Raw genomic sequence first — 13,253 nt, forward strand, 5'->3', positions numbered from 1 at the left:
CCGGGGCCGGTGGCCACGCCCTCGCCACGCCCGCGCGTCCGGGGCCCGCGACGCTGGGGACGCACGAGATCCGCCGCCGGGTCCGGCGGGGCCGCGCCGTCGCGACAGCCACCGCCCTCGCGGGGACCGCCCTGACCGGTGTCCTGGTGTGGTCGCTGCTGCCCGCCCCGGACCAGAACGCTTCCGGCAGCACGCCGTCCGTTTCGGACCGCGGCTCCAGCAGCCCGTCGGCCACCGGGACGAAGAAGGCGAAGGAAGCGAAGACGGCGAATGAGGCGAAGACCAGGGATCTGCTGACACCGGCCGGGGCACGCTCCGTCATCGCCGCGCTCAAGCCGGTGATGGGCGGCAGCCGGGTCACCTCGTTCTCGCTGTACGAGGAACACGCACGCGTCGAGGCCCCGGTCAGGAACAGGAAGGGCCTGTACGACGTCTACGCGTACCGGGACGGCGAGGCCACCCGCGAACGGGCGGGTGGCACGCTCATGCCGGGTGCCAAGTCCGTGGACCTGGAGAAGTTCGACTGGGACGCACTCCCGGGGCTGATACGCCGGGCGGACAAGGAGCTCGGCGTCACCGAACCCACCAGCCACTACGTGGACATCGATCCGGCGTCGCCGTTCGACGACTACCGGCCGACGCTCAGCGTCTATGTCTCGGACGAGTACGGCGGCGCCTATCTGCGGGCCGACATCGACGGCAAGGTACTCAAGCAGTATCCGCGCAACGGCTGAACCGGGCGCGGGTCAGCCGAGCAGCCGCACCAGCACGAGCAGCACGGCCGCGAGGGCCACGCCCGTCACCAGCGTCCGGAAACCGGCCGGGAACCCGCCGACACGCTCCTTGACCTCGGCCGGCGGGGAAACGCTGTTCGCGCGGGCCAGCCATTCGCGCGGCGGGTTGTCGGGGATGACGACCCGCCAGGGCTGCTCGGGGTCGTACTCGACGACGGCCCTGGACCGGTGCAGCAGGCCCTGCAGGTCGAGGGGGTGAACGACCTGGACCCGGTACGCGGGGAGCTCGCCGGGCATCACGGTCAGGTCGAAGGCGAACACGGACTCCACCGACCGCCCGTCGAGGACCGGTCGGCCGGTCTTCTTGTCGACGGTCTTCGCCCCGTTGACCACGGCGGGCGCGAAGGCCCGCGGCCCGCCGGAGCGCAGCCTCGACGTCGCGATGTTCGTCCGCATCGGCTCGGCCACATCACCGAAAATCGTCAGGACCAGGGCCGTCGCGGGGATGCCGGTCAGCAGCAGCCAGCGGGGGCCGTCCATGGCGCCCTGGGCCAGCGCGGCGAAGGAGAGTCCGGTCCAGAGGGCGGCCACCGGCCTGAGCGAGGAGAAGAGCCTGCGCAGGGACGATGTCGATCGGTTCATGAGAGGCGCAGCAGCTTTCGGTGGGGAACCGCGACCCGGGTCAGAGCGGGGTCGCCGGGGTGGTCGGCGTCGTACACGGCAAGGACGTCTCGTCGCAGCGCGCTGCGTTCCACGACAGCCGGGACCTCGTGACGCACCCCGGCCTTGTCCTCGAACACCACGGTGACCTCACCGTACTTGCGGCCCGCCGACCGCCAGCCCTCCAGCACAGCATCGGCCGTGGTGTAGCGGCGGGACAGCCTGCGCAGTCCCGCGGTGCGCCGCAGGCTCATCGCCGCGCCCCACCAGGCGGCGAGGCAGCCCATGCCTGCGGCGGACCACAGGAAGGTGAGCCAGTCGGAGACGGAGAACCGTCCGACCGGGAAGAAGATGTGGAAGTCGGTGACAGTGCCGTACAGGACCCGGCCGTCCGCCACCGCGTCGTACCAGCCGGCGGCGCAGGCAACCGCGGACAGTGCGATCACCGCGCCGGGCGTCGCGCGGTGCAGGAACCGGGCGGAGAGCAGACCGAGGGCGGCGGCGCACAGCACTCCGGCGAACGGGGCCACGGCCGCGAACTGGTCGCTGGCGCAGCCGCCGGTCCCGTCGCAGCTCCACTGCACCGTCGATGCCTCGTAACTGGCGATGTGCCACATCATCCAGACCTGCCACACCATCAGCGCGCAGGCGATGACACGCATCGCCTGCGCATAGGCTTTCTGCCGCACTGTCCGCCCTCGTCCTTGCCACGTCCCGGGGGCTATGACGTGCCCCGACGGACCATATACGTGCTGTCCACACGCTGTCCGTGATCCGCAGCACTCGGCCGGACCGCAGCTCGGCTCAGTCGGCCCTTTCCAGCGTCTTCGGTACCCAGCGGAGTTGGGCGGCCTCCTGGAACATGGCTCCGCCCTCGTGCCCGTTGAACGGGTAGACCTCGATCTCCTTCTGGCCGCGGTATGCGTTGTGGGCGGCGAAAACCGTGGACGGCGGGCAGGTCTGGTCCATCAGGGCGACGGAGAAGAGCGCGGGGGCGCTGCCCCGGGCGGCGAACGACACCCCGTCGAAGTACGACAGGGTGCGCAGGACGGTCTCCTCCTTGCCGCGGTGCATCTTGAGATAGCGGGCTATCTCCGAGTACGGATCGGCGTCGGTGAGGGTGACGGCCCGTCCGAAGTGGCAGAGGAACGGCACATCGGCGGCGACGGCCGCCAGGTCCGGGACGAGTCCGCCGACCGCGAGGGTGATGCCGCCGCCCTGGCTGCCGCCGAGTGCGACCGTGCGTGCGGGGTCGGCGAGCGGATGGGAGCGGGCCGCTTCCACGGCGCGTACGGCATCGGCGTAGACCCGGCGGTAGTAGTAGCTCTCCGGGTCCTCGATGCCGCGGGTCATGAAGCCGGCGTGGGAGGGGCCGGAGCCGACCGGGTCGGGGGTGTCTCCGACGTTCCCGCCGCTGCCCTGGCCTCGTACGTCCATGACGAAGTGGGCGAAGCCGGCCAGCGGCCACATGCCCCAGCAGTGCGGGAGGCTGCGGCCGCCGTTGTAGCCGTGGAACTGGACGATGAGCGGGAGCGGGCCCTCGGCGTGCACGGGGGCGCTGAACCAGCCCTTGACCGGGTGGCCGCCGAAGCCGGCGAACGTGGTGTCCCAGGTGCGCAGTCCGGTCAGCCCGCTCTCGACGGGTTCGAAGGAGACCGCGGGGTCATGGGCGCGGGTCTCGGCCAGGGTCTTCGACCAGAAGGCGTCGAAGTCGTCCGGCTCGTCGATCCGCGGCCGGTAGTCGCGCAGTTCGTGGAGCGGCAGGTCGAACAGGGCCATGGTTCGGGTCTCCTCACGGTGTTGCACGGAGCGGCGGGGCCGGGTGCTGTCAGGTTCACCCGGCCCCGCCCGTTCATCGGATGGGTCAGTCGGTCAGTTGGACGGCCCGCAGGCCGGTGGCGCTCTTGGAGTTGTTGGCGATGGCCGCGCCCCATTCGGACCAGCCGCGCGCCCGGCCGTCGTTGTCGATGTCGTTGACCACGACGCCGAGTCCGATGGATTCGGTCGGCTTGCCGACGAGGCCGAGCGAGGCCCACGGCACCGTCACCGTGTAGTGGGTGGTGGTGCCGTCACGGGTGATCTGCGCGGCGGCACCCGGGGTCGGGCCGGCGGACTGGCCGGACGGCGGCCGCCACGTGTAGACCTGCGGCCTGCCGCCGACGAGCGAGGCGCCGACCTCGACGTACTGTCGACTGCGGCCGGGCAGTTGGGGTGTGACGGCGAACTGGACGCTGTCACCCTGCCACATGTTCTCGGCGGTCGTGGCGGGCTGGGCCAGGACGTTGTCGGTGATCTCGCCCTTGAGCACGAGCCCGGCCTCGGTGTACTGGGGCCGCAAGGTACCGGAGAGGTCGGACGCGCCGTTGTAGCCGCCGGTGTAGTGCAGGGAGCCCTGGGCGGCCACGTCGATGGGTGTGGTGGTGCTCGTACCGGCGGGCTGGACGGCGCCCCAGCCGTTCCAGGTGCCCACGGGGGTCCTGGTGCCGTCCGGGGTACTGATGTAGGCGGCCGTCCAGTAGCGGTTCCACGGCTTGATGTTGCGCGCGTCCACGGTGAACGAGGTGCGGGCCTCGGTGCCGACCTTGATCGGCCCGTCGATGGTGCCCCGGTCCAGATAGGTGGTGCCCGAGTTCACCTGCCATTCCAGCTCGGTGAGGTCGAGCTCGGAGCGGGTGCGGTTGTTGGTGACGGTGACCTTCAGCGCGGCGGCGAAGGGGGCCGCCTTCTTCACCACCGGGTCGAAGGTGACCTCGGTCGGTGGCACCACCTCGGTGTCGGTGGTGATACGGCCGAGGCCGACCGGTCCGAATCCGACCGTGCCGCTGACCGAGCGCGTCCCGGTCAGTGCGGACGTGGGCAGTTCGATGGTCCTGCGGGTGACCTGGCCGGGCTTCGACGTCACGCGGTACGTCTCCCCGGCGATGCGGAACTGGACGTGCCGCGGTACCGGAGGGTGCCCCTTGGTGCGGTCGACCTCGAGCACCGCGGTGACGGGTTCCTCCGTGTTGGTGCGCTTGGGGAGTTCGAGGGAGAAGGCCGGGGCGGTGACGGACTTGACGCCGTTCACCGCGCCCTTGACATACAGCACCTTCCCGTCGATGCCGAGCTGCACCCTGCCGCCGACCGGGGTGTACGTCTTCGCGTGGCCCAGCTGGTCGGTGACGGTGACCGGGCCGGTGGCCGAGAGCTCCACGGTGCCCGGTGTCGTGGCCGTCGTGTACAGCGCCCGAACGGTGTCGGTGCCGGTGCCGAAGCGGTAGGACCGGACGGCGTCGGAGCCGGCGTCGTCACGGCCGGCGTAGGCGCGGCCGGCGATCTGGCGGATCAGGACGCCTTCGGTGACCACGGACGGCTTGGGCTGCCAGGCCTTGACGTCCGCGGTGGGCCGCTTGAACGCACCGAAGTTGTGTTCCTTGTTGTTGATGTCGGTGCCGTCGTCGGTGAGGTCGTACCAGTAGTAGCGGTTGACGCCCGAGGCGAACGAGAAGATCTGGGCGCGCGGCACATAGGCGGCCTGCAGCGCGGGGGTGACGCCATCGTTGTGGGTGGGGTAGCCGTTCTCCGTCATCCACAGCGGGAAGTCCTTGCCTCCTGCCGCGTCCAGATCGGCGCGCACCTGCGGCAGCTTCGCGAGGGCTTCCTCGGGCGGCCTCGGATAGCCGTACTCGTGGACGCTGAGCGCGTCCATGTAGTCCAGGCCGCCGATCGTGTACAGCCGCTTCAGCCAGTCGGTCTGGAGGCCGGCCAGGCCGCCGCCGACGACGGTGGCGTCCGGGACCTTGGCATGCACCTTGCCGAAGCTCGCCTTGAGCAGCTTGAGGTAACAGTCGGCGGTGATGCCGCAGGCGCCGTTGTTGAAGCCGGTCGAGTTGTACTCGTTGTAGATCTCGACCTCCTTCGTGGACTGCTGGTACTTCTCCACGACGGCGGCGGTGTACTTGCCGTAGGCCTCCAGCGCCGCGTCGGATGCCGGTGTCCGGTTGCTGTCGTAATGGGCGTTCCGGTAGCCGGAGATGGGCAGGGCGGTCAGCCCCTGCGTCTTGGCGTACGGGATGTGCTGGTCGGTGGAGTAGTTGCTCCAGGTGTACTCGCCGGGAGTCTTCTCGATGGCGCTCCAGTTGATGTCGGAGCGTATCCCGTGCATGCCCATGAGCTTGACCGAGCGCAGCAGCTTCTGGTCGTCGCCGTCGTTCCACCCGTAGTGGATTCCGGTACCGAAGCGAGTGTCCTTCTGCTCGTGACCGGCCGGCGCGGTCAGTACGCCGAAGTTGGCGGTACGGGTGGTGGCGCCCGCGGTCGCCGTGAGCGTGTAGTAGCCGCTGCCGAGCTCGGTGACGTCGACGGTGGCCGTTCCGCACGAGACCGGTGCGGTGCCCGACGCGACAGTCAGGCCCTGGTCGTCGATGGCCTTCCAGGCCACCGAGGCCTCGTCGGAGGTCAGGGTGATCTTCGCCTGCCCCTTGACGAAGACCAGGTCGGGCGAGGTGACGGTGAGGGTGCCGGCCGCGTGGGCGGCCGGGGCCGTGCCGGGCAGGGGTGCTGCCACCAGCAGGCAGCCGAGCAGTGCGGCAGCGCTGCCCCACGCGGCGGGCCGTCCGGAGCGGCCCATTACTCTGGCCGGTGCCAGGGGACCTGGCCGGATCGTGCCGTTCTGTTCCATCGAGGCGTCCTCTCGATCGGATCGGCGCGGTGCGTCCTTGGGTGGTCCCGGGTGGTGGTGTGCTCCGTCGGCTGTACCCCGGCGGAGCACACCGGTCCGTGTGCCGTCGGCGCGCACCGCTGCCGCCGTCGGCCGACGCGGACCGGGTCCGCGCGTGTGCCCGGGTGGTTCTCATCCCTTGAGGCCGGTGAAGCCTCCCCCGCCTCGTACGATCTGCCGCTGGAAGATCAGGAACAGCACGACCGGGGGCAGGATGGCGAGCAGCATCCCGGCGATGAGCAGCGACTGTTCCGCCGTTTCCGCGAGGCGCGGCAGTGCGGCGGAGATGGGCTGCTTCTCGGTGTCCGGGATGACGATCAGCGGCCAGAGGAAGTCCTTCCAGGAGTTCATGACCGTCAGCAGGGTCACCACCGCGAGGATCGGCCGCGACATGGGCAGCACGATCCGGCGGAAGATGATGAACGGGCCGGCGCCGTCGACCTTTGCGGCCTCGAAGAGTTCGCGCGGGATGCCGTCGAAGAACTTCATCACGATCAGTACGGTGAAGGCGCTCGCGGCGTGCGGCAGCCATACGCCCCAGGGGCTGTTGGCGAGCGAGATGCCCAGGCCAGGCAGATCGAGCACGGTGAGGTAGAGCGCCACCAGGGAGATGGAGCCGGGGATGAAGAGGGTGGCGAGCACCATCCACCGTACGGGCGCCGCCCACTTGGGGCGCAGTACGGACAGGACGTAGCCGCCGGTGGTGGTGACGACGAGATGGGCGACGACCGAGCCCGTGACCAGGACCACGGTGTTCCAGAGGTACTGTCCGACCTGGAGTTCGTTCCAGGCGCGGGAGAGGTTGTCCCACTGCGCGTGGTCGGGCCAGAGTGCCAGCGGGTCGCGCAGCAGCTCCTGGGTCGGTGAGACGGCGCCCTTGAAGGTCCAGTAGAGGGGTGCGGCGCCGAAGGCGAGCAGCAGCAGGAGCGAGAGTCCTTGGACGGAACGGAGCGAGACGCGCACGGAGGTCCGCCGGCGGTCGGCGGTGGAGATGAGTCCGCGTCCGCTCTCCTCGGGGCGGTTCCTGCGACGGGTGCGAAGGGGCATCTGTACAGCCATCAGTTGCTCCAGCTCTTCGTCGCCCGCAGATAGGTCGCCGAGAGCACGCCGAGCACGAGGGCCAGCAGCACGCTGAGCGCGGTCGCGGCTCCGTAGTCGCCGTTCTGGAAGGCGTAGTTGTAGATCAGCATCAGGACAGTGACGGTGGAGTCCTCCGGGCCGCCGTCCGTCATCACGAAGGGTTCGGTGAAGGCCTGAAGGGTGCCGATGATCTGGAGCAGCAGCATGATCAGGATGACCCCGCGCAGCGATGGCAGGGTGATGTGCCAGACCCGGCGCCAGATGCCCGCGGCGTCGATCTCGGCTGCCTCGTACAGTTCGGTCGGTACGGAGCCGAGCGCCGCCAGATAGATGATCACGGTGGAGCCGAAGCCGGCCCAGGTGGCTTCCAGGACGATCGACAGCATCGCGGTGTCGGTGGACTGGAGCCAGGGGTACGGGCCGAGGCCCGCATGGGCCAGCAGCTGGTTGAACAGGCCGGCGTCGGGGTCGTAGAACCATTTCCAGAGCAGGACGGAGACCACCGGGGGAATGGCCACCGGAAGGTAGGCGAGGATACGGAACAGCGTGCTGCCGCGCCGCAGTTCGGCGATGAGTACCGCGAGGAAGAGCGGCACCGGGAAGCCGATCGCCAGGGAGAGCGCCGCGAACAGTGCGGTGTTCTTGACGGCCGTCCACAGCAGCGGGTCCTCCAGCACATGCCGGAAATTCTCCAGTCCCACCCAGGTGCCGGGGCTGATCAGATTGGTCTGCTCGAAGCTGAGCCGCACACTCTGGACGATCGGCCACCAGGAGAAGTAGGAGAAGCACAGCACCATGGGCAGGCCGAACAGGATGGTGGTGACACCTCCTTGCCCGACCCAGCGGACGACGCGTTGCGCCGGGCCGCCGCGACGCGGGGAGGCGGTGTGCGGCGGCCCGTCCGATGTCCGCATCCGGGGCGCGGAGGGGTCGGCGGAACGGTGTTCTTGTGTCCGGTTCTTCTCGGTGCGGTTCCCGGCGGGCGCCACAGGCGCGTGTGACCTGCTCATGGACGTCTCCTCGCCTCTCCTTGTGCTGTGCTCAGTGCCTGATCTGCCGGACACGCCCTAGTTCTGGGCCCGTTCCACCTGGGACTTGACCTGTGAGGCGGCCTTCTTCAGTTGCTCGGCCGGGTCGGCGTCCTCGCGTGTCAGTACGGCCTGGACGGCGCTGTCGAGAGCCTTGTAGACGTTCTGTGCCTCGACGGGCGGCTCGATGACCAGCTCGTATTCGCCGAGTGCCTTGCTGTACGGGGCGAAGTGCTCGACCGGCACATTGGCCTGCTCGTCGACCGCGGCCTGGACCGGGTCGGCGATGGCCGGCTTGTAGAACGGGACGCTGGGCACGCCGATGACGGCGCCGTCCTTCTTCTTGGCCGTCGCGTCCTTCGCGCCGAGCGCGACGTCGTACTTGGTGGAGAGGTAGTAGAAGTCGATGAACTTCGCTGCTGCCTCACGCTGTTGCGGGGTGGCCCCGGGGCTGATCACCGCGATGGTGCCGCCGGCCAGGGTCCGCTTGCTGCTGCCGTCGGTAGGCATGGCGCCGAGCCCGATGGTGTCCGGGTCTCCCTTGTACTGCTGGATGTAGTGGTTGACCATGCTCGGTCCGGCGATCGTCATGCCGATCTTCCCGGCGGAGAAGTCCTTCTCGACGTCGGTGATGTTGCGCAGTTGGTTCCTGCCCATCGACTCGTCCGTCCAGCGCATCTCCTTCAGCGCCTTCAGGGACTTCTCGGCGCCGCTGCCGGAACGGTCGAAGGTGTTGGCCCACTTGCCGCCGGACTGCTCCTGCATGGTGTCGCCGAAGGAGTACGTCATGGCGGTGAGCATCCAGCCGCCGGTGTTCTCCTTGGTCATCTGGGCGTAGCCGGTGGCGTCGGTCTTCTCGGAGATCGCCTTGGCCGCCGCACGGACCTCGGGCCAGGTGGCCGGCGGCCGGTCGGGGTCGAGTCCGGCCTTCTCGAACAGGTCCCGGTTGTAGACCAGGCCGAGTGCGTACTCCTCCGTGGGTATGCCGTAGATCTTGCCGTCCAGGCCCTTCGCGGCGCCGAGCGCGACCTCGTTGAAGTCCTCGCTGTGCTTGAGGCCCTTGAAATCGGCGGTGAGGTCGGCGATCTGCTTGCGCTTGATCAGGCCCGACATCTCGGTGAGCGGCACCCGGACGACCGTCTCCAGGCTGCCGCCGCCGACCTTGGTCTGGAAGCTCTGCTGGTCGTACTGGTACTCGTTCGCCTTGATCTTGATCTCGGGGTTGGCCTTCTCGAACTCCGCCACCCGCGCGTCGAAGGTCTTGAGCGAGGCCGCGTCGGTGGCCGGCGGGCGCCCGGAAACGGTGATGGTCACCGGACCGTCGCCGGCGGTGTCACTGCCGGAACCGGAACACGAGGCAAGCACGCAGACGAGCGCACCTGCGGTGACGCCCGTCAGGACGATACGCAGGGAGGGTCTCATCGGGGACTCCATTCAGGGGCAGACCGGAACCAGCTGGAAAGCGTTTTCCAGCCGGGGTCACCTTGCACTGCCCGATATCACCGCGTCAATGGGTTCGGGTTGGACTCCTGACCGGGGTCTCACCGCATGCCCCTTGCCGGAGCGCCGGCATCGGCCTAGCCTCTGGAAAACGTTTCCCAAGCGTTGCCGGAGATCGTCGGTCCGACGGTCGCGAGCTGGAGGACATCCCGTGCACCCTGCCTGGTCGGCCGCCGAGTACGACCGCGCCCTGTTGCGAGCGGCCCTGTCCGAGGGCGACCGCTGCTGGGACTCCGAGGCGAACCTGTTGCAGGTCGAAGCCCCGTACAACCCCATCCACACCCATATCAAGGGCGGCCCTGCGCACCCCACCCGCAACTCCCTGCAGTACGCGCTGCTCCTGCTGGAACGAGACGGTGAAGGCGACCGCGAGCGCGCCCACTCCGTGATCCTGCGGATCGCGGAGCTCCAGGACCGCTCCACGGAGAGCGCCACCTACGGCATCTGGGGCTATTACGCCGAGGAGCCGGCGGCGAGGATGGATCCGGCCGACTGGAACTGGGCGGACTTTCTCGGTATCCACCTGCTGCTGGTGCACGCCCGGCACGGCGACCGTCTGCCACGTGCGGTGCTGCGCGAACTCCGGGAGTCGGTACGGCACGCGGCGGCGTCGATCGTCCGCCGCAATGTCCACATGACGTACACCAACGTCGCCGTGATGGGAACGTTCGTCACGCTCGCCGCCGGGAAACTCCTCGACGACGAGGCGCTGTTCGCTTACGGCAAGGACCGCATGGTGCGGCTCTGCGAGGCGATCGACAGCACCGGCAGTTTCACCGAGTTCAACAGCCCGGCCTACTGGGGTGTCGTGCTCCAGACACTGACCCTGATCAGGGAACACATCCGGGACGAGGAGGTACTGGACCTCAACGACCGGCTGCACGACCGGCTCTGGCTGCACTTCCTGGCCCGCTGGCATCCGCCGACCCGTCAGCTCTCCGGCCCCATGGCCCGCTGTTACAGCAACGATCTGGGCGTGCCGCCGTTCCTGGTGAAGGCGGTACGGGGTGTGCTGGGCACCCCGGAGATCGGCCCTGTCCGGGGAGAGATGTCGATCGGTGTACACGCCTGCGTGGACTACCGCATGCCCGACTGGGCCCTGCCTCGGCTGCTGGCACTGGAAGCTGAACGTGAGCAACGGGAGCTCTTCACCGAGAGCCCTTCCCCGGAAACGGGAACCACTTGGCTGGACGCGGTCACCACACTGGGCAGCGTGAACCACCAGGACACCTGGCTGCAGCGGCGCCCATTGTTCGGCCACTGGGTGCGCCCCGACGGCTCCCCCGGGCATCTGCACGTCCATCTGATGAAGGACGACGGGGCGGAGGACTTCGACTTCGCGTCCGGTGTGCTCTCCACGGTGCAGAGCGGCCCGCATGTGGCCTGGCTGACGGGTTTCGCCTGCCCGGCGGGCGACCGGCACCACCACCTCGACATGATCGAGCCCGGTGACCGGTTCCGGGCGCGGTCACTGCGTCTGGTGGTGGACGTGATCGGTGCGCCGCCCGTGACGGAGACGTCCGTGATCGACGGCGGTGTCGACCTCGACCTGGGGACCGCGAGGCTGGGCTTCAGCCTGGCCGGGGGGAGTTTCGGCGGCTGCAAGCCGACGGCCCGGCTGGTCCCGCTCGCTGACGGGGTACGTATCGAAGTCGTCCTCTTCGAGAGCGCGACCCCGGTCGAGCTGGACTGGGCGGCGTCGGGCGACACATTCGCGGCGGGGACCCTCTCCCTCGTACGGTCCGGAACGGAGCAGGGTGAGGAGCCCGCACCCGAACCCGAGGTGGATGTGGTCGGCGACTGTGCCGAGGTGTGCTGGACGACCCCGCAGGGGCACCGGATCACAGTGCGCGGCGGCCGGTCGGTCATGTCCCGCGAGGAGCACGCCGCGCTGCACTCCGCAACGGTGGACGGCGCGGCACCGCCGTCGCCCCGGCTGTCGGAGACCCGGCTGGTGCCGTAGACACCCGGGAGCTCCGCCTCGGCCCGGAGCCGGTGCGGAGCTCCCTCGGCAGGAGCCGGCGAGATCACCGCGCTCCACGCCGCTCCGCGCGCCGACTCCTCTTCCAGGCCGGCCACACCTGCCGTCATGCCTCGAATCGTTCGAGATCCGGGGCGACGGCCTTGTCCCGGATGGCCACCAGCGTCCAGGACGGAATGGTCTTCCCGGCCGCCGCAGCCGCCGTGCGGGGGGCGGGGAAGGCTGGGACGGTCATGCTTTTCTCTCTTCGTCGACGAGCGGTCGGTGGGCTCGGCATTGCCAGGCCCGGCCGGGGCGGCGCCGCGCGAAGCAGGAGAGTGAAAACGAACGACCGTCCGGGTGAGCGATACGCAACACGGAGTGACAGGTCCGTGCCGGTCGGCCGTACGGGGAGCGGAGGCGGACCGGGTGAGGTATCCCGGAAACATGGCTTCCCAGCGGTTCCTGCAGTCGTTCCGAAAGACCCGAAGGCGCAGGAACGCTCTCGTGGCGATGCCGTTCGCGCTGATCGCCGTCGTCACGGTCGTTGACGTCATCGCGCCGCCGGATGTGCACCTCAGCCCGTTCCTGGTGGCGGCTCCTGCGGTGGCTGCCTCTTTCACCGGGCCGCGCATGACCGCCTTCGTCGGTGCGGTCGCCGTGCTGACCCAATCCCTGGTGGCCATCGCGCGCACCAGCATCAACGACCTCAATCACACCTACCAGATCATCGCGCTCATTCTCATCTCTGTCTTCGTCACCTTCTTCGCCCGTCTGAGAGAAAGGAACGAGCATGCGATGTCCCAGCTCCGTTCGGTGGCCGAGGCGGCACAGCGAGTAGTACTGCGGCCGCTGCCCAGGCGCAGTGGCCCCCTGCGCATCGCCTCGGTCTATCTGGCCGCGGAGGCGGAGGCGCAGATCGGGGGCGACCTGTACGCGGCCGCCCGCACCACCGACGGAACCCGCCTGATCATCGGTGATGTTCGCGGTAAGGGACTGTCCGCGATCGGCGAAGCAGCCAGCGTCCTGGGTGCGTTCCACGCTCTTTCCCGCCAGGAGTCGCAGCTGCCCGATCTGGTGGCGCGTCTGGAGGCGAGCATCTCACCGGACGAGAACCACACCGTTCACGAAGGCGTCGACGACGACCGGGACCTTGCGGAGTCCTTCGTCACCGCGGCCGTTCTCGACATCCCCGATGCCTCCACCGAGCTCCGCCTGGTCAGCTGTGGTCATCCACCGCCGCTCCTGCTGCGCGCGGGAGAGGCGATCCCGCTCAACGTACGGGCGCCCGCCCCGCCGCTCGGTCTGACGCACCTGCTGGTCACCGAACACACGGCGGAGACGTTCACCTTCGGCGTCGGCGACACCCTGCTTCTGTACACGGATGGTGTCATCGAGTCCCGGGACCGGTCAGGGGTCTTCTATCCGCTCCCGGAACGGGCCGCATCGTGGTGCGGCCCGGGCCCGGACTACCTGCTGGAATCCCTGTGCGCCGACCTTGTCCGCCACGTCGGCGGCTGCCTGGGCGACGATGCGGCGCTCGTCGCCATCGAACGGCTTCCGGCCCCCGGGTGACGCCGTCCGCCCGCATC

General features: G+C 69.2%; 10 protein-coding genes and 1 pseudogene. 3 read left to right on the forward strand and 8 right to left on the reverse strand.

Annotated elements, in window-relative coordinates; translation table 11 throughout:
* Positions 1 to 734 (forward strand): annotated as a pseudogene (locus GA0115254_RS44520) (serine/threonine protein kinase); the annotation flags it as partial.
* 12 nt (positions 735 to 746) lie between these two features.
* Here the strand turns inward: GA0115254_RS44520 and GA0115254_RS17985 are convergent.
* The 7 genes from GA0115254_RS17985 to GA0115254_RS18015 all read right to left on the reverse strand — a co-directional run bounded on the left by GA0115254_RS17985 (position 747) and on the right by GA0115254_RS18015 (position 9,623).
* On the reverse strand, positions 747 to 1,376 hold the full coding sequence (locus GA0115254_RS17985) for a hypothetical protein (RefSeq protein ID WP_093896324.1): 630 nt from the start codon (positions 1,374 to 1,376) through the stop codon (positions 747 to 749).
* A complete protein-coding gene (locus tag GA0115254_RS17990) occupies positions 1,373 to 2,083 on the reverse strand; it encodes a hypothetical protein (protein WP_093896325.1) in 711 nt (236 codons plus the stop codon). The genes GA0115254_RS17985 and GA0115254_RS17990 overlap by 4 nt, the downstream gene beginning before the upstream one ends.
* Positions 2,084 to 2,198: 115 nt before the next feature.
* Positions 2,199 to 3,173 carry an acetylxylan esterase gene (locus GA0115254_RS17995; RefSeq protein ID WP_093896326.1) on the reverse strand — a complete coding sequence of 325 codons (975 nt, stop codon included), beginning with the start codon at positions 3,171 to 3,173 and terminating at the stop codon, positions 2,199 to 2,201.
* An 85-nt stretch (positions 3,174 to 3,258) separates the two neighbouring features.
* Positions 3,259 to 6,003, reverse strand: coding sequence for a DOMON domain-containing protein (locus tag GA0115254_RS18000; protein WP_093896327.1), 2,745 nt, complete (start codon positions 6,001 to 6,003; stop codon positions 3,259 to 3,261).
* 222 nt (positions 6,004 to 6,225) lie between these two features.
* Positions 6,226 to 7,152, reverse strand: a complete 927-nt coding sequence (locus GA0115254_RS18005) for a carbohydrate ABC transporter permease (protein WP_093896328.1) — start codon at positions 7,150 to 7,152, stop codon at positions 6,226 to 6,228.
* Positions 7,152 to 8,183 carry a carbohydrate ABC transporter permease gene (locus tag GA0115254_RS18010; protein WP_093896329.1) on the reverse strand — a complete coding sequence of 344 codons (1,032 nt, stop codon included), beginning with the start codon at positions 8,181 to 8,183 and terminating at the stop codon, positions 7,152 to 7,154. The genes GA0115254_RS18005 and GA0115254_RS18010 overlap by 1 nt, the downstream gene beginning before the upstream one ends.
* Before the next feature lie 57 nt (positions 8,184 to 8,240).
* Entirely contained in the window at positions 8,241 to 9,623 is a 1,383-nt protein-coding gene (locus GA0115254_RS18015; protein WP_176740173.1) for an extracellular solute-binding protein, read from the reverse strand.
* 229 nt (positions 9,624 to 9,852) lie between these two features.
* Between GA0115254_RS18015 and GA0115254_RS18020 the strand changes: the two genes are divergently transcribed.
* Entirely contained in the window at positions 9,853 to 11,664 is a 1,812-nt protein-coding gene (locus GA0115254_RS18020) for a hypothetical protein (protein ID WP_093896331.1), read from the forward strand.
* 124 nt (positions 11,665 to 11,788) lie between these two features.
* On the opposite strand, the gene GA0115254_RS46155 is transcribed toward GA0115254_RS18020, so the two are convergent.
* Positions 11,789 to 11,917: a hypothetical protein gene (locus GA0115254_RS46155; RefSeq protein WP_370740891.1), complete on the reverse strand. Its 129-nt coding sequence runs from the start codon at positions 11,915 to 11,917 to the stop codon at positions 11,789 to 11,791.
* A 191-nt stretch (positions 11,918 to 12,108) separates the two neighbouring features.
* On the opposite strand from GA0115254_RS46155, the gene GA0115254_RS18025 reads away from it, so the two are divergent.
* Complete coding sequence (locus tag GA0115254_RS18025) at positions 12,109 to 13,236, forward strand: PP2C family protein-serine/threonine phosphatase (RefSeq protein WP_093896332.1); 1,128 nt, start codon at positions 12,109 to 12,111, stop codon at positions 13,234 to 13,236.
* The last annotated feature ends 17 nt before the right edge of the window (positions 13,237 to 13,253 follow it).

It is taken from the genome of Streptomyces sp. Ncost-T10-10d (assembly GCF_900091955.1).
Classification (GTDB): domain Bacteria; phylum Actinomycetota; class Actinomycetes; order Streptomycetales; family Streptomycetaceae; genus Streptomyces.